Raw genomic sequence first — 20,100 nt, forward strand, 5'->3', positions numbered from 1 at the left:
CAATCTATGGCAGCCCTGAAAAACGATGTGAAAGCCTTCATCGTTCAGGCTTTGGCGTGCTTCGATACGCCTACTCAGGTCTCGCAAGCCGTCAAGCAAGAATTCGACATCGATGTCACTCGTCAGCAGGTGGAGCAGCACGACCCAACCAAACGTGCTGGGGCGAACCTGGCAGCCAAGTGGCGGGTCCTGTTCGAGGACACCCGCAAGCGCTTCCGTGAGGAGACCGCTGAGATCCCCATTGCCAACCGAGCGTTCCGTCTGCGCGGCCTCGGGCGAATGGCCGAGAAGGCCGAGAACATGCGCAACCTAGCGCTGACTGCCCAGCTGTACGAGCAGGCAGCCAAGGAATGCGGCGACATGTACGTCAACCGCAAGATCGAACCCGACAAGCCCCTGGGCTCCCAGGCGGATCAGCCGCACGCGGTTGCTGAGTACAAGCTGGAGCCAGACGAAGGTGTCCCGACTACCCCGTACCTATGACCCGCCGGTGAAGCTGACGCCGAAGCAGGCGAATATCTACGTCTGGGGCTTCCAGCCTGAGGCGCGCTTTCGTGATGCGGTGTGTGGGCGGCGATTCGGCAAGACCTTTCTCGGTAAGGCTGAGATGCGTCGCGCGGCCCGGCTGGCTGCCGAATGGGGCGTGAGCGTCGAGGACGAGATCTGGTATGGCGCGCCGACGTTCAAGCAGGCCAAGCGGGTCTTCTGGCGCCGGCTGAAGCAAGCCATCCCCGAAGCATGGCGCGCCAATCGGCCGAACGAGACCGAGTGCTCGATCACCCTCAAGTCCGGCCACATCATGCGTGTGGTTGGCCTGGACAACTACGACAATCTGCGTGGCTCTGGCCTGTTCTTTGTCCTGGTGGACGAATGGGCGGACTGCCCGTGGGCTGCTTGGGAAGAAGTGCTCAGGCCCATGCTTTCGACCTGCCAGTACACGATTCCCCAGACCGGGGAGTCGAGGAAGGGCGGCCATGCGCTTCGGATCGGCACCCCGAAGGGCTTCAACCACTGCTACGACACTTATCGCGATGGGCAGCTGGGCGGAGAGCCAGACCACAAGAGCTGGCAGTACACCTCGCTGCAGGGCGGTAACGTCCCAGCCGAAGAGCTGGACGCCGCGCGCCGCAAGATGGACCCGCGCACGTTCCGCCAAGAATACGAGGCTGGGTTCGAGAATTACGCCGGGGTGGTCTACTACACCTTCGACCGAGCCGAGTGCCGCACCAGTGAGCGCGTCAAACCGGGCGAGGCCGTGCACATCGGCATGGACTTCAACGTCATGAAGATGGCCGCGGTCGTGTACGTGGTTCGCGACGGCTTGCCGCTGGCGCTGGACGAGTTCCATTCGGTTCGCGATACACCAGAGATGATCGAGAAGATCAAGGTTCGCTTCTCTGGCCACAGCGTTTCTGTGTACCCCGACGCCAGCGGCCAAAACACCAGCAGCAAGAACGCCAGCGAATCGGACCTGTCCCTGCTCAAGAAGGCCGGCTTCACCGTGGTGGTCGACTCGCAGAACCCCGGCGTGAAGGATCGCATCAACGCGGTGAACTCGATGTTCCTCAACACCTACGGGGAGCGGCGCCTGAAGGTCAACATCGACCAATGCCCGCAGCTCACCCAATGCCTGGAGCGGCAGACCTACACCGACAAGGGTGAGCCGGACAAGGACCCCAAGAAGGGGCACGACCACATGAACGACGCCGCAGGCTACTTCATCGCCAAGCGGTTCCCGATCAAGACTCAGTCCGCCGGCACCCGCCGCATCGGAGGTTTGGCGTAATGCCTGTTCAATCCACCAACCCAGACTACGACGCTCATATCGAAGAGTGGCGGATGATGGATGACGCCCTGGAGGGCGAGAGCGCGATCAAGCGCAACCAGCGCAATCTGCCCAAGCCCAGCGGCATGGTCGAGGCTGAGAAACTGGACGGCGCCGGGAACGCCTACCTCTACACCAACTACACCGACCGCGCCCAATACGAGCACTGGGTGCGCGATTCGCTGCGCTCGATGATGGGCCTGGTCTCCCGGCTCATCCCTGAGGTGAAGCTGCCCAGCGGCATGAAGGAGCTCGAAGAGTACGCCACGGCCGACGGCTTTGGCCTGACCCAGCTGTTCATGCGGGTCGTACGCCAGGCCATTTCCCACGGGCGCGTGCCGCTGGTGGTGAACGTCGACGACTCCGGTCAGCCGTACTTCGCCACCTACGCAGTGCGCAATGCCATCAACTGGGACACTGCTGATCAAGGCGGCCGCCAGGACCTGGTGCTGGCCGTGTTCCGCGAGTTCCGGAAGAAGGACGCCGAGGACCGCTACAGCCATGAGTGCGAGACGGTCTTCCGCGAGTTCTACATGGACGGCGAGGTCTGCTACACGGCGGTGCGCAACGAAGGGGGCGAGCTCATCGAGGAGGCACGACCGCTGGGTACAGTCGGCACGGACAACCAGCTGGTGCGGGGCCTGGAGTACATCCCGGTGATCTACTGCGGATCGACCGACAACTCTCCGGATGTGGACGAGATCCCGCTGCTGACCATGGCGCGGGCGGCCCTCAAGTCGTACCAGCTCAGCGCCGACTACTTCACCGCACTGCACCAGACCAGCCATCCGCAGCCTTGGGTGTCCGGACTGGATGAAAGCGTGGAGCTGAGTGTCACCGGCCCGTCCGCTGCCTGGGACCTCGGGCCGAGCGGCTCATGCGGCTACCTGGAGTTCCAGGGCGCCGGCATCGAGGCGGTCCGCACCGCCATGGAGGACCAGAAGAACGCTGCCCTGGAGGCTGGCGCCAAGGTCATGGACGTGGCCGGTACCGAGTCTGGCGAGGCGCGCAAGACCCGGCAGAACGACCAGCACGCCACGCTGCACAGTATCGTCATCACCGCGGCGGCCGGCATCGAGCAGGCTCTGCGCTATGCCGCCGAGTGGACCGGCTACAACCCTGACGACGTGGTCTTCAAGGTCAAGCCAGAGTTCGTCATCCCTGAGGTCAACGCCCAGGTGCTGGCCGAACTGCAGAAGAGCGTCATGGCCGGCACTATCAGCGCCGAGACCTACTGGCAGTACCTCACCACCGGCAAGCTGCCGGAGCGCCCTTACGATGAAGAGGCCGAGCTGATCAGCGACGAGCGCGAGTCGGCCGGCATCAACCTGGACAACGACGATGGCGACGAAACCGGAGCAGACGGCGGACGACAAGCTGCTGGAGCAGGTGACCCGCCACTCGGTACTGCTTGAGCGGCTCAAGGCCGGCGAGGTCAAGAAGTTCGAGACCGTCCTTCGCAAGGTCGACACGCATGTCCGGGACCAGCTCACCCGCAAGGAGCTGACCACCTACAGCCGCAGCCGACTCGAGGAGTTCCTGGCCAGGGTCGGCGGCAAGCTGTTGGACATCTACAAGGCCTTCAATGACCGCATGCAGGCCGACCTGGTCGACATCGCGCAGTACGAGGCAGCCTTCGAGGGTCGGAGCCTGGCCAAGGCGCTGTTGATCGACGCGATCATGCCGAGCGACTCCCTGATCCGGGCGGCGATCAATACGCAGCCGCTGCAGGTGTCCGGCATCGACGGCGGCACGCTGCTGAAGACGTTCCTCAAGGGCTGGACGCGCACCGAGGCGACTCGGGTGACGAACGCCATCCGGCTCGGCGTCGTGCAGGGCCAGACCAACGCTGAGATCACTCAGGTCATACGCGGTACCGCGGCGCAGAATTTCACTGACGGCGTGCTGGCGGTCAGCAACCGCAACGCTCGGTCAGTCATTCAAACCGCAGTCCAGCATGTGGCCACCATGGCGCGCATGGAGACGCTGAAGGCGAATGCCGACCTGATCCCGGGCTATCGCTGGGTGTCGACGCTCGATCGCAAGACCAGTGCCCTGTGCAAGAGCCTGGACGGTCGGGTGTTCGAGGTAGGGAAGGGCCCGCTGCCGCCGGCACACGTGAACTGCAGGTCAACCACAGTGCCGGTGACAAAGCTGTCGGGTCTGTTCGCCGATGGCGCCACGCGGGCCTCGGTGGGCGCTGCCGGCGGCGCGCAGGTCTCGGCAGGTCTCAGCTACTACCAGTGGCTCCAAACGCAGCCAGCGGCCTTCCAAGACGCCGCGCTCGGCCCGGTGCGCGCCAAGCTGTTCCGCAATGGCGGCCTGACAGCCGAGCGCTTCGCTGCACTGCAGATGGACAAGAACTTCAAGCCGCTATCGCTGGACCAGCTCAAGGAGCTGGAACCGCTGGCGTTCGAGCGGGCAGGGATCAACTGATCCGCGCCACAAAACTCCGGGCCACCATTTTGTGGCGCGCATTCCAGGCCTCGCTATCGCGGGGCTTTTTCTTGCCCGCCAGGCGGGCCAACCAATCCCAAGGGGATAGCCACATGCCTTTTGACTTCGACCCGGCCGCCCTCGGCCTCACCCTCGACGAAACCCAAGCCGCAGCCCTCAAGGAGGCGTTGGGCGGCAAGGTGCAGGAATACGTGGACAAGGAGGTCTCCGGCCTCAAGTCCAAGAACACCGAGCTGCTGGGCTCCAACAAGACCATCAAGACCGAGCTGGACAAGCTGAAAGGCCAGTTCGATGGCCTGGACATCGAGGCCGTGAAAGGCCTGCTGACCAAGGTGGGTCAGGATGAAGAGACCAAGCTGATCGCCGAGGGCAAGCTGGACGAGGTCATCACCCGCCGGACCGAGCGCCTGCGCACCGACCTCGACAAGCAGGTCAAGGCCGCCAACGAGCGTGCCGACAAGGCCGAAGCCTTCGCTGCCAAGTACAGCGACAAGGTGCTGGCTGACTCCATTCGCGCTGCCGCCATCAAGGCTGGTGCGCTACCCGAGGCCGCTGAGGACATCATCCTGCGCGCCCGGGGCACCTTCAAACTCAGTGAGGACGGCGAGGCAATCGCTACCAACCGGGATGGCGAAGTCATCTACGGCAAGGACGGCAAGACCCCGCTGTCTCCCCTCGAATGGGCGGAATCGCTGCGCGAAACCGCTACTCACCTGTGGCCAAGGGCCCAGGGTGCCGGACCGACCGGCGACAACGGTGGCAAGGCCACGCAGAAGTTTTCCGACATGACCGAAGCCGAGCGCACTGCCTTGTTCAGGGCAGACCCGGCGAAATATCGCCAGCTGCGCGATGCCACCAAACAGGAGTAACACCCTATGGCGACTACTCGCCTTTCTGATGCTGTAATCCCCGAGGTCTACGCCGACTACCAGGCGGAGAACACTCCAGAAAAGACCGCCTTCTTCGAGTCCGGCGTTGTGGTTCGCAACCCGATGCTGGACCAGAAGGCGAACACAGGCGGACAGGAGATCCAGGTTCCGTTCTGGCGCGACCTGGATGCGTCTGTCGAGCCGAATGCCTCGAACGACGATCCCGCCGACATGGCTGCGCCAAACAAGCTGGGCTCTGGCCTGCAGAAGGCGCGGATCAGCTACCTGAACCAGGGCTATTCGGCGGCTGATCTGGTGGTGGAACTGGCGGGCTCTGACCCGATGCAGCGTATCCGCAACCGCTTTGGCACCTACTGGCAGCGCCAATGGCAGCGCCGCATCATCGCCTCTGCCGTCGGCCTGCTGGCTGCCAACGAAGCGAACGACGATGGCGATATGGTCTACGACGGCGCTGCCGGTCTTTGGTCGCGCCAGGCGTTCACCTCGGCCGTGTTCACGCTGGGTGACGCCTTTGGTCAACTGTCGGCCATCGCTGTGCACTCGCTGGCGTACAAGCAGATGATCGACGCCGATGACATCGACTTCGTGCCAGACAGCCAGGGCAACCTAACGATCCCCACGTTCATGGGTCAGCGCGTCATCGTGGACGATTCCATGCCAGCCACCAGCGCAGGTGACCCCGCAACCATCACCACGACCGCTGTGCTGTTTGGCGCGGGCGCCTTTGGCTACGGCGAGGGCAGCCCAGAGGTGCCGGAAGAGATCGAGCGCCAGGCGCGCGCGGGCAACGGTGGCGGCGTGGAAACGCTGTGGGAGCGCAAGACCTGGATCCTGCACCCGTTCGGCTACCAGTTCACCGGTGACGACATCACCAACCGCGCGAACCTGCGCGGCCGTACCGGTGCCGATACCAGCGTGGACGAGTTCTCGCCACTGCTGGCTGATCTGCGCAAGGCAGCCAACTGGAATCGTGTGGTCGATCGCAAGAACGTGCCGATTGCCTTCCTGAAGATCAAAGGCGCCTGAGCCGATGAGGGCTCCGGCCCTCGTTTCCATGGAGACGACCATGAGTAAAGACGACATCAAACCAGGTGAGCAGCTCACGCTCGCCCAGATCAACCGTCTGCGCAAGCAGGCGCAATCGACCGCAGGATCTGGCAATGGTGGCGGGGGTGATGGGCCGCGCCAAGACGGCCCGACCGTTGGCGAGTTCGTGGAAGCCGGCTACAAGGCTGCGGACTACCCACCGGAAGGTTACGCCTCTCAAAGCTCTCAAGAAGAGATCGATGCAGCCATCGCCGCCCAGCGGGAAGGCGGAAGCAGCACCGAAACCGACCCGCACAAGATGAACGTGCCGGAGCTGAAGGAGTGGCTCACTGCCAAGGGCATCAACTTCGACGCCAGCGCGAAGAAGCCCGACTTGCAAGCCCTGATCCCTCAGGAGTAAGCCATGACCGACTTCATTACTGTTGCCGATGTGAACGAAAGGCTCGGGTCAGGCTGGGCTGGCACCGGTGATGCGGTCCTTGCCGTGGCCATGGCCAATGCCTGGCTGACGGCCAAGATCAAGCGTGTCGTGCCCGAGGTGGTACCTGACGCAATCAAGAGCGCTGGCGTCCAGGTCGCCAAGCTGGCTGCTGAGGGCAAGCTCTACAAGGACACGCAGCGCGAGGTGCAGAGCAAGACGGTGTCGGCCCAGTCCGGCACATCTGTCAGCAAGACCTACGCTGCTGGCTCCGTCGAGCGTTCCACTGGCGAGAACTTCGCCTTGGATCTGATTGCGCCCTGGACCCGTCGGTCTGGCACCGTGATGCTCAAGAGGGTTTGATCATGGGCATGCGCGAGGAACTACAAGCCGAGCTGGCCGAAGCCTTTGATGATCCGGACGGTCTGGCAGACGCGGTGAAGCCGGTTCTCGGCAGCCGCACCATCAAGGGCGGGTACGACCCGGAGATCGGCGGAACAGTGCCTGCCACGACGATTCGCTACATCGGCCGTGGAGTGTTCGGCAGCTACCTGGCCAAGGAAATCGATGGATCACGCATCCAGACCGAGGACGTGAAGCTGCTGGTGCTGCAGAACGAGTTGTTCGAAGAGCAGGGCGGCCAGGTTAGCGAAACCCCTGCGGAGCCCAAGGTCGGCGACCAGGTCAGCGGTTACCGAGCACTCAACGTATCCGAAGACCCGGCCCAGGCCACCTGGACCATCCAGCTGAGGAAGTGACCCATGCCGCGCGGCTCATACATGACGCAGCGGTACGGCGGGCTTGAGGGTGGATTCGCCGAGAGCATTCGAGCCTTCGCCGAGCAGGCCCAGCAAGCGCTGGATGCCACCTTCCGCGAGATCGTGATCGAGATCGGTAGCAGCGTCATCCGCATGTCTCCAGTGGGCAACCCTGAGATCTGGGCAGCCAACGTCGCTCATCGCCAGGCGCGAACTGCAGAGGCCGATCGATACGACGCCCGGGTCGCTGCGCGAAATGAAGCGGTCCGCCAGGATCCAAGCAACTTCACCAAGGCGGGGAACCTGAAGCGCGGCGTGAGATACGCCAAGCCGCTGACGAAGACCGAGCGGGACCAGAACTTCTACGTGAACGGCCTGGTGACCGGGCAAGGCTACGTCGGCGGTCGCTTCCGAGGGAACTGGCAGTTCTCGATCGACACGCCGGCCACCGGTGAGCTTGATCGCATCGACCCGTCGGGCAATGAGGCGATCGCTGACCTGCTGGCCCAAGTGCAGGCCCTGACCATTGGCCAGACAGCCTACATCGTGAACAACCTGATTTACGCGGTTCCATTGGAATATGGACATTCCACACAGGCGCCGCACGGAATGGTCCGGGTGACCCTGGCCAATTTCCAACGCATCGTTGACGAAGCCATCAGGAACAACCAGGTATGAGCCACGCAAGAGCCCGCCAGGCCATCGAAATCAAGCTGATGGCCTGGGCCGCGGCGCGCCCGATCCGGGTCGCCAATTTCGAGGAAGGCTTCGAGCCTCAGCCTGACGAAACCTATCTTCGTGCCTACGTCCTTCCGGCCGGAACCACCTGCCGCTACCTGGGCGGCGAGGCCTACGAGTACGCCGGGGTCTACCAGGTCAGTATCGTATGCCCAGCGGGCCAGGCCCTGGCCACCGCCGAGACCCTCATCGACGAGCTGAACATCCTGTTCCGCGTCGACTCCCGGCTCAGCCGCAGCGGCTTTGAAGGCCTGATCACCGAACCGGTAGAGCAGGGCCCAACTATCACCGAGTCGGCGACCTACACGGTCCCGGCCAGCTTCACCTACCGCGGTGTCGCGGACCAGCCAACCACCTGAAGGAAAGATCAATGCAGAGCGTCTATTATGTGCCGGGGGTATCCGGCTGGAAGATTGATGACTATGGACGGCTTGTACTGAACGATGGCAATCGTCGTATTCATGCGGAGGTGAAGATGATCACCACTGCCGGGCCAGGCCTGACCAATGATCAGGCCGCTCAGCAGCTCAGGGATTTGCGTGATGAAGATAGCGACACGCCACCTACAGACGAGCAGCTCGCTGCCCTATGTTTGACCAGGCAGGACTTGGTCGAACCTGGCGGCCTTTTGTTTGCCAAGGTGGCGACTGATGCGATTGTTTCTCTGCAAGGAGTTGTCTCCGAATTGATCGCTAAGGTCGCCTCGCTATCCGGCCAAGTCAGCGCCCAAGGCGGCACTGTGACTCCACAAGGGCAGGCAATCACCGGGCTCACTAATACGATTGAGAACGAAGTCAATGCCCGGCGCGATGCGGATATTGCGCTCGGTCAGTACAGCGTCAAGTTGGGCGTGAACGATCAGGGGCACTTCTACGTCGCTGGAGTCGGGCTTGGCATGAACACTGTCGCAAGGAGCCTGAAGCTCGGGCCCAGCCTGGAAGACGACGTTCGCCGCCTGCTCCGCGATGAGCTCAAGCCTGGTGGCATTCTGCACCGTAGCTGATCACTGCAATTTCCAAGTCCCGCCGCGTGCGGGCTTTTTCGTTTTTACCCAAGAGGAAAACACCATGGCCGCACGCTTCCCGCTGCCGAACGGCTCTGTGCTGGAGATCGCCAGCACGCTGGGCGCCGCCGTCGCCTTTACCGCTTTGACCAACGCTGCACCACCGGTGGCCAACGCGGCCGGCCACACCATCAAGAATGGTGACGTCCTGCTGGTCAACTCCGGCTGGGCGCTGATCAGCGACCGCGCCGTGCGGGCCGCCAATGTGGCAGCCGACAAGTTCTCGCTTGGCGGGCTGAATACCACCAACACAGACAAGTTCACTGCCGGAGCGGGCATCGGCTCGGTCATTCCGGTCAGCAACTGGGCGCAGATCTCCAAGGTCACCGCGTTCACCTCGGCCGGCGGCGAGCAACAGTACCTGACCGTAGGCTACCTGGAAGACGATGATGACCGTCAGTTCCCGACCAACCGCAACCCGATCACCTTGTCGATCACAGTCGAGGACCAGCCGGCCGCTGACTACGTGGAGTTGGTCGAGGCCTACGGGGATAGCAAAGAGCTCACGGTGGTGCGCCTCAAGCTCCCAGGCGGCGACCAGATCCTCTACCCGGGCTACGTGAGCATCACCACCACACCAACCATGGAGCGGAACAACCTCATGACCCGAACCATTAGCATCGCGCTTTCGGGCCGTCCGGTGCGCTACATGGCTGCCGCTTAAGGAGACCCCATGGCAAAGATCAAGATCGCGCAGAACCCGACGTTCAGCGCCGAAGTGAAGCTCCCGCGCGTAGGCGCCGAACCGGTGCCAGTGGAATTCCAGTTCCGCTACCTCGACCGGGTGGCCCTGGCCGAAATGTTCGACCGCTGGAACAGGGCACGTGACGCATGGGCTGCCAAGGTGCAGGAAGACAGCCCCAGCTGGAAAGAGGCCACCGCGGCGGAAATCGAGCTGCAGGCCGAGCAGCTCAAGGACATCGTGGTTGGCTGGGATCTGGATGACGAATTCAGCGAGGAGGCGATTCTCGACCTAGTGAAGACCTGCACCGGTGCGCCAAAGGCTGTCACGGAGGCATACCAGAGCGCCTATAGCCCGGCCCGCCTGGGAAACTGAGGGCGGCCGCCAGGGCCATCTATGAACCTGGTCCTTCTGCCGAGCAGCTGGCGGTGCTGGGACTGACCCTCGCGGACATTCCCGAAGAAGAAGTCGAGGTCTGGCCCGACGCCTGGCCCGCCTTCCGGCTGTTCGAGGCCCTAAGCACGCAATGGCGCCTGGGGCAGGGCGGACCTTCTGGCCTGGACTACGCTGCCATTCCGATCACCGCCTCGATGCTTGGCATCAAACGCCTCGAACTTATCGACATTTTCCCCGACCTGCGCACCATGGAGGTCGAGGCACTGGCCGTCATGGCCGAATCTGTGGAGTAGATCATGACCACCATTGCCGAACTCGGGATCAGGGTGGATTCCGGCGATGCCGTACACGCTGCGACTGACTTGGACAAGCTGGTTGAGGCTGGTGGCCGTGCCGAGAAGGCGGCTGCCGGTCTGGAGCAGAGCGCCAAGAAAGCTGGCCAGGCCATTCGTGGGCAAGCTGACGACCTTGGCCAGCTACTCGGCGAGATCGACCCGACCGTTAAAGCGCTTGGCCGGTTGGACGAACTTGAAACCCGCCTGGCTAAGCAGAAAAAGCTGGGGGCGCTGGATGTCGCCACCTTCAGCGAATACCAGGGCAAGATCGATCAGACACGCAAGTCGCTTACTGGCTTTGATGAGTCGCTGACCCGTACTGGCAACACGGCCAAGCAGAACGCTGCCGCGCTCCGGGGCGTTCCTGCCCAATTCACCGATATTTTCGTGTCACTGCAGGGCGGCCAGGCCCCGCTCACTGTCCTGCTGCAACAGGGCGGCCAGCTCAAGGACATGTTTGGCGGCATCGGGCCGGCCGCGCAGGCGCTTGGCGGCTACGTGCTGAGCCTGGTGAATCCGTTTACCGTCGCTGCAGCAGCAGTGGGCGCGCTTGGCCTGGCCTACTATTCCGGCAGCGAAGAGGCCGTTCGCTTCCAGAAGGCGCTCATCCTGTCCGGCAACGCCGCCGGCACGACCTCTGACCGGCTGTCTGGCATGGCACGCGAGGTTGCGGCCACGGTCGGTACCACCGGCGCCGCCGCTGGAGTGCTCACTCAGCTGGCGAGCAGCGGCAAGGTTGCCTCGGCCAGCTTTGTGGAGATTACCGAAGCTGCCCTCGAATGGCGCTCGGCAACAGGTCGGGCGGTAGAGGACACGGTCGCCGAGTTCGTGAAGATCGGCAAGGATCCCGTGGCGGCCGCCAAAGACCTCAACGAGCAGTACAACTTTCTGACCGCAGCAACCTACTCGCAGATCGTTGCGCTGAAGGAGCAGGGCGACACCATCGGCGCCGCCAAACTGCTGACCGACACCTACGTCGACACGATCAAAACCCGCAGCAGTGAAGTGACTGAGAACCTGTCGCTCTGGGAGCGCGGCTGGAAGGCGCTCAAAGGCGAGGTGTCTGCCACCGTCGATGCCATGAAAGACGTCGGTCGCGAGCAGGATGCGGCCAGCCGCATAGTTGAAGCCCAGCAGCGACTTGCTGCCGCTGAAAGCGCGTTGAGGGGCGACCCAAGCGATACGGACGCTAAGGCCAAGCGGGATAATGCGAGCCTGGAACTCAAAGGCCTCATCCAGCAGCGAGACACGCTCGACGCTATCGCCAAGGCGCGTGCGCTGGATAACCAGCGACAACAGGCTGCGATCCTGGCCATCGGCAAAGTGGATGCCCTTGAAAAGTCGGCTAGGACCAACGCCGAGAAGCGCGCGGATGCTTTGAAGGACTATAAAAAATCCCTCGAAGACATTCGCAAAGTCAATCCGAACGATGAGCGCCTGAAACCCGGGAGCATCGCCCGGGTGCAGGCCGATATTGCCAAGCAGTACAAGGATTCAGCCGGCAAGACCTCGGCAGTCGACCTCACTGGATTCAATGATCAGAAAAACGCGCTCAACGTGATCCTGGCCGAGTACAAGAACCACCAGAAGGAGTTGGACGCGGCGCAGAAGGCCGGGATCATCTCCCAGGAGTCGTATGCTGCCCAGCGCGCCGCGATCATCGAGCAGCAGAAGGCCGAGATAACCGGCGCCTACCAGGCCGAAATCAGCGCCTTGGAGGAAGCCAAGGGCCGCGCTACCACTAGCACCCAGCAGCGGGTCCAGCTTGACCAGAAGATCGCCGATGCCCGGGCCAGCATGGTCAAGGCCCAAAAGGATGCCGACTCGGAACTGGCCGTGCTGGCCACGAACGAGGAAGGCCGGCTGCGCAAGCAGGCCCAGGCGGTGCAGACCTATACCAGTGCGCTCGATCAGCAGGTGCAGGCGCTGCGCCAGCAAGGTCAGCGTGCTGCCGATGGTCTCGGCCTGGGCGACCGCCAGCGAAGCCTGCAGGACCAGCAGAACGGCATAACTGATCGGGTCAACCAGCAGCGTCTGGACCTGGCCAACCAGTACGGCGATGGCTCGCGCGGCATGAGCGTCGACGAGTACAACCAGAAGCTGGCAGCCCTCGACAAATCACAGCGGGACCTGCAGGAAACCGCAGTCGCCAATTACGACCAGATGACCGCTGCCCAGAGCGACTGGGACGCCGGCGCGTCGTCGGCGTTCCAGAACTATCTGGAGCAGGCCAGGGACGTGGCAGGACAGACCAGAACGCTGTTCACCAACGCCTTCAGCTCGATGGAAGATGCGGTCGTCAACTTCGCCATGACAGGCAAGTTCTCGTTCGCCGACTTCACCAAGTCGATCCTGGCCGACATGGCGCGTATTGCGACCCAGAAGGCTATCGCCGGTATCGCCGGGAGCATCCTGGGCTCCGTGGCTGGGGCCTACTTCACTCCTGGCGGGCAAACGGTCAGCACCAGCGGCTTCAGCGAAGGTGGCTTCGTAACTGCAAACGCAAAGGGCGGTGTCTACGACTCGCCCAGCCTTTCAAGTTTCAGCAACCAGGTACACGACACGCCGAAGTTCTTCGCGTTTGCGAAGGGTGCCGGCGTGTTCGCCGAGGCTGGGCCTGAGGCAATCATGCCGCTGACCCGCACTTCGGACGGTAACCTCGGCGTTCGAGCAATCGGGGGTAGTGGAGGCGGTACATCCATCTCAATCAACGCGCCTGTGAGCATCAGCATCCCTGATCGGAGCGATGAGGGGGTGGAGCTCGATCAGGACCTGCTCCAGCAGAACATGCAGAAGCAGATGCAGATGGCAGCAGAAAAAGCGATCGCCGATTCGTGGCGACCAGGTGGCACCAGCTACCGAAACGCAAACGGGAGGCGCTGATGGCCGTCGAGAAATTCAGCTGGCCAACCCAGCGCGGTGAAACGCCAGACATCAACTATCGGATTCGGGAGTCGCGGTTTGGTGGCGGGTATCGGCAGGTGGTCGGCGACGGCCCCAACAATAAGGAAGACAGCTACCCCGTCACGGTTTTCGGCACAAAGGCCAAGGTCCGCCAGATCATGGACTTCCTCGACCGCCACGGCGGCGCGAAGGCTTTCCTTTGGACCACGCCCCTCGGTGATCTTGGCCTGTTCACCTGCGCTGACCCCAAGCCCACACCCGTCGGCGGCGGTCGGTTCAAGGTAACCGCCACCTTCCAGCGGGCTTTCCACCCGTAAGGACCCACAATGTCACTGATCAAGGACATCCAGACCCTGGAGCCGGGCAGCGAGGTGCTGCTGTTTGAGCTGGATGGCTCGGACTTTGGCGCCGACACCCTGCGGTTCCACGGGCATGCAATTCCGCACACCCCCGAGGAGCTGGCGACGGCCGGCGCCAACGCTGACCAGTTACCTGCCAAGGCCATCTGGTGGCAGGGCAATGAGTACGGCGCCTGGCCCATGCAGATCGACGGTATCGAAGCCAATTCGGATGGCACCGCCGTGCGGCCCACGCTGACGGTAGGCAACGTCAACGGCAGGATAACGGCGCTATGCCTGGCCTTCGACAACCTGCTCGAGTTCAAGCTGACCATGCGCCACACCATGGCGCGATACCTGGACGCGGCCAACTTTCCAGGCGGCAATCCGGAGGCCGATCCGACCGAAGAAGCGATCGAAGTCTGGTACATCGACCAGAAGGTGTCGGAGAGCGGCACCACGGTCGCCTGGGAGCTTGCCAGCCCCGGCGATGTCGGCGGCGAGACCATTGGCCGGCAGATGACCCAGCTATGCCACTGGGCGATGACCGCCGGCTACCGCGGCCCGAACTGCGGCTACACCGGCCCTTATTACGACCTGGACGGCAACCCAACCGATGACCCCGTCAAGGACCAATGCAACGGCTGCCTGGACACAGGCTGCACCGTTCGCTTCGGTCAAGGTAATCAGCTGCCCTTCGGCGGCTTCCCAGCCGTTTCCCTGATCGCCCGGAGTTAACCATGCGCAAACACATCCTGGCCGCCGTGCAGAAGCACGCCGCGGCGGAATACCCGCGCGAGTGCTGCGGGCTCATTGTCGCTGTCGGCAGGGCTCACAGGTACATCGCCTGCGACAACACCGCGACCGAGCCCGCCGAAGAGTTTCGGATCTCGCCGGAGCAGTACGCGGCAGCAGAGGACCAGGGCGAGGTGATCGGCATCGTGCACTCCCACCCTGACGCAACCAGCCGGCCGTCGCCGCGGGACCTGGCCATGTGCGAGGCCACTGGACTGCCCTGGCACATCCTGTCTTGGCCCGAGGGCGACCTGCGCTCGATCACGCCGACCGGGCATACCCCTCTGCTCAGCCGGCCCTTCGTGCACGGCGCTTGGGACTGCTGGCAGGTCTGCGCCGACTGGTACCAGCGGGAGTGGGGCCTGGAGTTCCCGGCCTACGCCCGGGAAGAGGGTTGGTGGGAGCAGGCGAGCGGGCCAAGCCTGTACGAGCAGGCCTATGAGGACGCCGGTTTTTACCAGGTGGGGCAGCCGCAACGCGGCGACATGATCGTCATGGCCGTGGGGCGCACAGCGCACCCGAACCACGCCGGCATCTACCTGGGTGCCAACCCGCAGCTGCCCGGCGAGCAGGTAGAAGTGTTTGGCCCCGGGCCATTCCTGTTGCACCACCTGTTTGGCAGGCCATCAGAAATCATCGTATTCGGCGGGCCATGGCTCGACCGGACGCGCCTTGTGCTGCGTCATCGGGACGCAAAGTGATGAAGGGTCAACAAGGAGCCAGCAATGCAGAGTGAAACCCGCTTGGTTTCCTGTATCGATAGAGATTGGAAGGCTTGGAGCGGATGCTATCTATGGGCTTTCCCAGACGGCTTTGCGCCGGGCCGCCCAGTAAAAATTGTGTACCTTCTGAATACCCAAGCAGACCAACCCATCATTTCAGCCCAATATCGGGACATGGCACTTGCTGCACGGATAGGTTAATCCGAAAACTCGAACAAGTAATCGTGGGTCTGAGCATCCATTATTAGACGACCTTTCTGCAGGAAGGACATACCTAGAATGACCTGGTACTTTCGACCCGTGTCAGCTAAAGACGGCGCTACAAAGGCACCTTTGAGATTTTTCAAACCGCCGTTTGTTGTGACTCTGTAGTTGATTTGGTAGTAGTTGATATCTCTCGCGTGGCCGCCCACTCCAGAGGTATCGGTGGTTCCAGCAGGTGGCAACTCTAAACTCTCAGCAAAAGCCTTGTCGATTACTCGATGGTCAGCGCCTGTATCTATAAGAGCCAAAGCCTTTGATGTGATCAAACCAGTAGGTGTGGAGTGCTCCACCTCTATCTCAATCACTGGCTTGAGGTCGAGCTCCCTGGGGAGTTCGGAAAGCGAGCCATCATCATTCAAAAACTTGATCCTTACGACATTCTCGTCCACTACAGCTCTCGGTCGCACTTTCGATCCATCTCCGTGATTAGTTCGTCTTGTTGGTGCGCAAACCTACTACGCCTCCGCCAGGCTCGGTACTGGCTTTCCATCCACGCTGGATGGGTGGACAGGAACGAAAAGCCCGGCGCTTGGCCGGGCTTACTCGATTGGGTCGAGATTATGCGTGAGCCGCCTCTTGCTCTGGCACCAGTCGCACCTCCACACGTTGACCCAGTGCGCGAGCAGCGCTAGCCAGCGTGGCCAGGGTCATTCCTGGATCATCCTGATCGAGGGCGCGGTCCACTGCGGTTCGACTGGTATGCATGCGTGCAGCCAGGGCTTTCTTGGTGACATGCTGTGCCTTCATCGCCTCGGATATCTGCCAGGCGATAACGCGCTTGAGTGCCGCGGCGGAGACCTCTTCGGCAAGGCCTTGCTCGGCAAGGAAGTCATCAAAGTCAGATCCAATGTGCTGATTCATGTGTTGCACCTCATAGTCTTGCTTTGCGCTGTTTGGCGGTTGCCATGTCCGATGCGGGTGTTTTTTGACTTTTTTTAATGAAGCCATGCAGCAGCACCATGTCGGAGCCTGCAACCGTAAATAGAACACGCGCGATGGAATCGCCAAGATCCACCCTGACCTCCCAGAGCCCGGCATCAAGCTTGCGTACCACCGGCATACCGATGGGCCAGCCCAGTTGAACGGTCTTTATGTCGATGCCGATCATCCTCCTGTGCTCCCGAGGCAGGGCAGCCAGCCATTCGCGCACTGGTTCGTTGCCTGCGGTGGTACAGAAGAAGCGGACGTTTAGTACAAGAGGGATATCAGGCATGAGGGGAGTGTACCTAAAATGGTGCTTTTTGCAACTTTTTGCTAATCAGATTGGTTAGCGGTGTGCCCAGCCCCGCGCTGGGCTTTTTGCATGCGCACCATTTCACCTGCGGTCCACTTTTAAGCTGCCCCTCCACTTTGGATGGTTTGCTAGCCCGGCTTGTAACCGAAATCTGGGTAGACAGCATCTCGTATTGGTAGGATAGTGCTGATATCCAGCCGCCAGCAGGTTCCTGATGAGACATTCACACGGCCTCGATGCCAGCCCTCCAAGACTCGAGCATATCTTGGCAGCTCCTGGGGTATGGGTAGAGCCTCCAAACATCCGTAGAGGAGGTGAGAGCGGTGTACTGAGGGTTGAGTACGATGGGCAAACCTTCTACAAAAAACAGCAGGCAGGGCACATCTATCGAAGCCTGCGTCATCCACTTGGATACCCGACGGTTGCCCGTGAAGCGCATGCTCTGGCGGCCGCCGATTCGCTGGGAGTACTGACTCCGGAGCTTCTCTACAGCTACGTCCGCAAGCTTGATGGGGTATGGCAGGCAGTGATGATAACTGCGGCTCTCGATGGCTATTTGTCGCTGGAGGAGTTCTACCGCCAGGGTCTGTACCAGTCGGTGGGAACTGATCGGCATCACGAGGTTCTGGCCGCATACGGCCGCGCTCTGGCAACCTTGAACCGCGGTCGGTGGCAGCACGGGTGCTTATACCTGAAACACGTGTTCGTTGATCTTCGCGGCGGCGCGGTGAAGGTGGCCTTGCTGGATTTTGAGAAATCCAGGAAGCGCCTCACTGCCTTGAAGGCAAGCCGGCACGACTTGAGGCAGGTCAAGCGCAGGTCCAATTGGACCGACGCTGAGTGGCTTGCTTTTTTCAGCGGTTACAGCAGTGTGTTCAAGGTGAATATCCTCAGGCTGCTTTAACCTGAGCCGTCGATCGCAAGCGGGGCCGATGGAACGATAATTCCTTAGTCGAACCCTCCTAAGAAGCCTGGCAACGCGCTGGGCTTTTTGCTTCTCGGCTAGCGGCGCCGTAGCCGCGCTGTTAAGTTGGCGTTTCTCGTCAACAGTCAGGAGCAATGCCCATGAGGGTAAAAGAACTCATCGCTGAACTGCAAAAGCTCGACCCTGATATGCACGTACTCGCGGCTTGCGAGGATGAGGGGGTGGTAGTGCCAGGCTACCAGGTTCGCCCATTCGAGGTCATCGAAGTCTCTGCGGTCAGCGTCGCAATTGACTGGGATGACAAGGGGCGTCGCACTATGTGCGCAGTCCCGGCAGAGGATGGTCAGAAATTTGCGATCATGGACATCACATCCGTTTTCTGATCTTTTACCCTGTCGACACGGCCCACTGATGTGGGCTTTTTTGTATCTGGCAGGAACGAAAAGTCCGGCGTTTGGTCGGGCTGACCCCTGACAAGGGTCTGTGTGATTAGCAGACCTTAAGGCTCAAAGCGGGAATTCCCGCTTTGAGAGTTGTGCGCGGAGGTAGCTCACCGGGAACCTATGCCTGCAAGGAATTGGTTTACGCCTACGCCATGTGGGTCAGCCCAACGTTCAGCCTGCATGTGATCCGAACCTTCGACTCGGCAGCGGCGAACGATGCTGTCATTCCGCAGGAGCGGCGCCTGCCCGTAGCAGCAGATAACTTCGATGCCGCCAAGCGCATCGCTGAGAGCCTGGGGCTTGAAGGTAACCAAGCGATCCTGAGCGCGAACAGCATGGTCCGTTCGGCCATTGGCATCGACCTGATGGAAATGGCCGGCGTTAAGCGGCTGGTCAACGAAGCTCAGGAGATGAACTACCTTCCCAGCGAGCTTGGTGCGAAGTTTGGCGTGACTGCGAACGGCATGAACAAGCTGCTGGCCCAGTGCGGGCTGCAACACCACGTGACGTACAAGCCCGGCAAGAAACGCTGGGAGGTCACGCCGGATGGCAAGGAGTTCGCTGTCATCACCGACACTGGAAAGAAGCACAGCGACGGAAAGCCGGTACAGCAGATCCTCTGGAAGGAGTCGGTAGCCAAGCCACTGAAGCGCCTGGCCGAGAAGCTGCAGGCTGAAATGCCGGAGGTCGTCGCGCACGGTCTGTCCCGGTAATCACCCAATGAAAGCAGAACCCCGCCATCGCGGGGTTTTGGTGCTGGCGCGCTGTAGTGGTAGATTGCCCTCATCAGCAAGGAGGGCGAGCATGAAACGTTTGGTACTGGTAACGGCGACCGCTTTGGTTTTGGGCGGATGCTATGAGGAGAAAGCGACAGGGGACGGCCTCGCTCAAGCTATCAGCGCGGTCGGAAGGACAGAAGTTAGCAATAACTCTCCTGACGTAGCTGTAAAGTCATGGTGGCGAGCCAAAGACAGCGGTGCGGCCCTGCAGGCAGAAATCTGTAAAAACAACTTGAAACTGGCCGCTCCATACTTCGAGAAGCTTTCAGAGCTGTCGACTGATGACGTATACAACGAGCGAAGCTGCGGGCAGACTCCACCTCTCTTTGAGAGGCAGATCACGAAGGTGGAGGTCCAGTCGGACACGCGCGCTGTAGTTACCGCTCAAATCAAGAACGTGACACCTCCTGAAGAGGGTGCAGTTCTTGATGCTGATGACAAGAAGGCCAAGGAAGCGGGCGAGCCCTTCCAGTATGTTCTCGAAAGAAAGGACGTCAGTAGCAGTTGGAAGATCTCTCAGGTTTCGCGGTACCCATCATATGCCAGAGCTTGGGAGCAGATTTTCAAGAAGCCTGAGCCATCTACCAATAGGTGGGTATACGAATGGCTTCAATAAGCTCGCATGGGAGTGGCGGCATGCGCATTCTGATCGGTGCGGTAGGGCTGGCGATGCTGGCGGGGTGTGCTTCATCTGCGATATCTGTCGGGCAAGCGAAGCCGGTGCCGAGTGACGAACTCTATGCTTATCAGACAAAGCCCGCAGGACAAAGCGGGACGCTCACTGTCGTCCGGGACTCTGGTTTCGTGGGGTCTGGATGCGATGCAGTCGTCTACATCGACGGCGTGAAGGCGGCGAAAATTGGCACAGGACAGCGCGCGACGTTCTTTCTTCCTCCAGGCCATCCCAACATTGGGGTCGGCTTCGCGGGATCAGGCCTATGCATGGGCGTAGCCGTCCGAACCATTACGGGCGCCGTGCAGGTTGGGGCTGAAAGCCTCTACAGCATCACTGGAGACATGAGCGGCATCTATATAGGGCCGTATGTCAATTACAACTGAACAAACCGCCTCCGGGCGGTTTTTTATT

27 protein-coding genes are annotated in these 20,100 nt (G+C 61.4%); 24 read left to right on the top strand and 3 right to left on the bottom strand.

The features are described from left to right. The first annotated feature begins 6 nt into the window (after positions 1–6). The 19 genes from LU684_RS09590 (at position 7) to LU684_RS09680 (ending at position 15,347) form a co-directional block, all read left to right on the top strand. Positions 7–483: a DUF2280 domain-containing protein gene (locus tag LU684_RS09590; RefSeq protein WP_232894524.1), complete on the top strand. Its 477-nt coding sequence runs from the start codon at positions 7–9 to the stop codon at positions 481–483. Next, positions 458–1,786, top strand: a complete 1,329-nt coding sequence (locus LU684_RS09595; RefSeq protein ID WP_232894526.1) for a terminase large subunit — start codon at positions 458–460, stop codon at positions 1,784–1,786. The genes LU684_RS09590 and LU684_RS09595 overlap by 26 nt, the downstream gene beginning before the upstream one ends. Then, positions 1,786–3,240, top strand: coding sequence for a DUF4055 domain-containing protein (locus LU684_RS09600; protein ID WP_232894527.1), 1,455 nt, complete (start codon positions 1,786–1,788; stop codon positions 3,238–3,240). Before LU684_RS09595 ends, LU684_RS09600 begins: the two co-directional genes overlap by 1 nt. Beyond that, on the top strand, positions 3,167–4,261 hold the full coding sequence (locus LU684_RS09605) for a minor capsid protein (protein WP_232894529.1): 1,095 nt from the start codon (positions 3,167–3,169) through the stop codon (positions 4,259–4,261). Before LU684_RS09600 ends, LU684_RS09605 begins: the two co-directional genes overlap by 74 nt. 113 nt (positions 4,262–4,374) lie before the next feature. Further along, positions 4,375–5,151, top strand: coding sequence for a hypothetical protein (locus tag LU684_RS09610; protein ID WP_232894530.1), 777 nt, complete (start codon positions 4,375–4,377; stop codon positions 5,149–5,151). A 6-nt stretch (positions 5,152–5,157) separates the two neighbouring features. After that, on the top strand, positions 5,158–6,198 hold the full coding sequence (locus tag LU684_RS09615; RefSeq protein WP_232894531.1) for a phage coat protein: 1,041 nt from the start codon (positions 5,158–5,160) through the stop codon (positions 6,196–6,198). A gap of 40 nt (positions 6,199–6,238) precedes the next feature. After that, positions 6,239–6,619 (top strand): HeH/LEM domain-containing protein, encoded by a 381-nt coding sequence (locus tag LU684_RS09620; RefSeq protein WP_232894533.1) that lies wholly within the window; start codon positions 6,239–6,241, stop codon positions 6,617–6,619. A 3-nt stretch (positions 6,620–6,622) separates the two neighbouring features. Continuing rightward, complete coding sequence (locus LU684_RS09625) at positions 6,623–7,000, top strand: hypothetical protein (protein ID WP_232894536.1); 378 nt, start codon at positions 6,623–6,625, stop codon at positions 6,998–7,000. A gap of 2 nt (positions 7,001–7,002) precedes the next feature. Further along, a complete protein-coding gene (locus tag LU684_RS09630; protein WP_232894538.1) occupies positions 7,003–7,395 on the top strand; it encodes a hypothetical protein in 393 nt (130 codons plus the stop codon). 3 nt (positions 7,396–7,398) lie between these two features. Further along, the gene (locus LU684_RS09635) at positions 7,399–8,073 is read left to right on the top strand and encodes a hypothetical protein (RefSeq protein ID WP_232894539.1); all 675 of its coding nucleotides are present in this window, start codon (positions 7,399–7,401) and stop codon (positions 8,071–8,073) included. Then, positions 8,070–8,492, top strand: a complete 423-nt coding sequence (locus LU684_RS09640) for a phage tail terminator-like protein (RefSeq protein ID WP_232894540.1) — start codon at positions 8,070–8,072, stop codon at positions 8,490–8,492. The genes LU684_RS09635 and LU684_RS09640 overlap by 4 nt, the downstream gene beginning before the upstream one ends. Before the next feature lie 11 nt (positions 8,493–8,503). After that, positions 8,504–9,136, top strand: coding sequence for a DUF1983 domain-containing protein (locus tag LU684_RS09645; RefSeq protein WP_232894542.1), 633 nt, complete (start codon positions 8,504–8,506; stop codon positions 9,134–9,136). 64 nt (positions 9,137–9,200) lie between these two features. Then, positions 9,201–9,860: a phage tail protein gene (locus LU684_RS09650; protein ID WP_232894544.1), complete on the top strand. Its 660-nt coding sequence runs from the start codon at positions 9,201–9,203 to the stop codon at positions 9,858–9,860. 9 nt (positions 9,861–9,869) lie between these two features. Then, on the top strand, positions 9,870–10,253 hold the full coding sequence (locus LU684_RS09655) for a phage tail assembly chaperone (RefSeq protein ID WP_232894545.1): 384 nt from the start codon (positions 9,870–9,872) through the stop codon (positions 10,251–10,253). A gap of 62 nt (positions 10,254–10,315) precedes the next feature. After that, on the top strand, positions 10,316–10,567 hold the full coding sequence (locus LU684_RS09660) for a DUF1799 domain-containing protein (protein WP_232894610.1): 252 nt from the start codon (positions 10,316–10,318) through the stop codon (positions 10,565–10,567). Between the two features lie 3 nt (positions 10,568–10,570). Next, positions 10,571–13,492 (top strand): phage tail tape measure protein, encoded by a 2,922-nt coding sequence (locus LU684_RS09665; RefSeq protein ID WP_232894547.1) that lies wholly within the window; start codon positions 10,571–10,573, stop codon positions 13,490–13,492. Next, the gene (locus LU684_RS09670) at positions 13,492–13,830 is read left to right on the top strand and encodes a phage tail protein (protein WP_232894548.1); all 339 of its coding nucleotides are present in this window, start codon (positions 13,492–13,494) and stop codon (positions 13,828–13,830) included. Before LU684_RS09665 ends, LU684_RS09670 begins: the two co-directional genes overlap by 1 nt. 9 nt (positions 13,831–13,839) lie before the next feature. Continuing rightward, entirely contained in the window at positions 13,840–14,589 is a 750-nt protein-coding gene (locus tag LU684_RS09675) for a phage minor tail protein L (RefSeq protein WP_232894549.1), read from the top strand. A gap of 2 nt (positions 14,590–14,591) precedes the next feature. After that, complete coding sequence (locus LU684_RS09680) at positions 14,592–15,347, top strand: C40 family peptidase (protein ID WP_232894551.1); 756 nt, start codon at positions 14,592–14,594, stop codon at positions 15,345–15,347. 218 nt (positions 15,348–15,565) lie between these two features. Here LU684_RS09680 and LU684_RS09685 read toward each other — a convergent pair whose 3' ends face one another. From LU684_RS09685 to LU684_RS09695, 3 genes are all read right to left on the bottom strand, one after another. Then, positions 15,566–16,021 carry a retropepsin-like aspartic protease gene (locus LU684_RS09685; RefSeq protein WP_232894553.1) on the bottom strand — a complete coding sequence of 152 codons (456 nt, stop codon included), beginning with the start codon at positions 16,019–16,021 and terminating at the stop codon, positions 15,566–15,568. Between the two features lie 169 nt (positions 16,022–16,190). After that, positions 16,191–16,493: a helix-turn-helix domain-containing protein gene (locus LU684_RS09690; protein WP_232894555.1), complete on the bottom strand. Its 303-nt coding sequence runs from the start codon at positions 16,491–16,493 to the stop codon at positions 16,191–16,193. Between the two features lie 10 nt (positions 16,494–16,503). Further along, complete coding sequence (locus LU684_RS09695) at positions 16,504–16,845, bottom strand: type II toxin-antitoxin system RelE/ParE family toxin (protein WP_232894557.1); 342 nt, start codon at positions 16,843–16,845, stop codon at positions 16,504–16,506. Positions 16,846–17,080: 235 nt separating this feature from the next. Here LU684_RS09695 and LU684_RS09700 point away from each other — a divergent pair, with 235 nt between their 5' ends. From LU684_RS09700 to LU684_RS09720, 5 genes are all read left to right on the top strand, one after another. Further along, positions 17,081–17,770 (top strand): lipopolysaccharide kinase InaA family protein, encoded by a 690-nt coding sequence (locus LU684_RS09700; protein ID WP_232894558.1) that lies wholly within the window; start codon positions 17,081–17,083, stop codon positions 17,768–17,770. 161 nt (positions 17,771–17,931) lie between these two features. Beyond that, on the top strand, positions 17,932–18,174 hold the full coding sequence (locus LU684_RS09705) for a hypothetical protein (RefSeq protein ID WP_232894559.1): 243 nt from the start codon (positions 17,932–17,934) through the stop codon (positions 18,172–18,174). 152 nt (positions 18,175–18,326) lie between these two features. Next, positions 18,327–18,947, top strand: a complete 621-nt coding sequence (locus tag LU684_RS09710) for a KilA-N domain-containing protein (RefSeq protein WP_442964202.1) — start codon at positions 18,327–18,329, stop codon at positions 18,945–18,947. A 91-nt stretch (positions 18,948–19,038) separates the two neighbouring features. Further along, positions 19,039–19,629 (top strand): hypothetical protein, encoded by a 591-nt coding sequence (locus tag LU684_RS09715; protein ID WP_232894562.1) that lies wholly within the window; start codon positions 19,039–19,041, stop codon positions 19,627–19,629. Between the two features lie 20 nt (positions 19,630–19,649). Continuing rightward, complete coding sequence (locus LU684_RS09720) at positions 19,650–20,072, top strand: hypothetical protein (RefSeq protein WP_232894563.1); 423 nt, start codon at positions 19,650–19,652, stop codon at positions 20,070–20,072. Positions 20,073–20,100 lie beyond the last annotated feature (28 nt).

This window comes from Pseudomonas sp. NMI542_15, from assembly GCF_021283425.1.
Lineage (GTDB): Bacteria > Pseudomonadota > Gammaproteobacteria > Pseudomonadales > Pseudomonadaceae > Aquipseudomonas > Aquipseudomonas fortuita.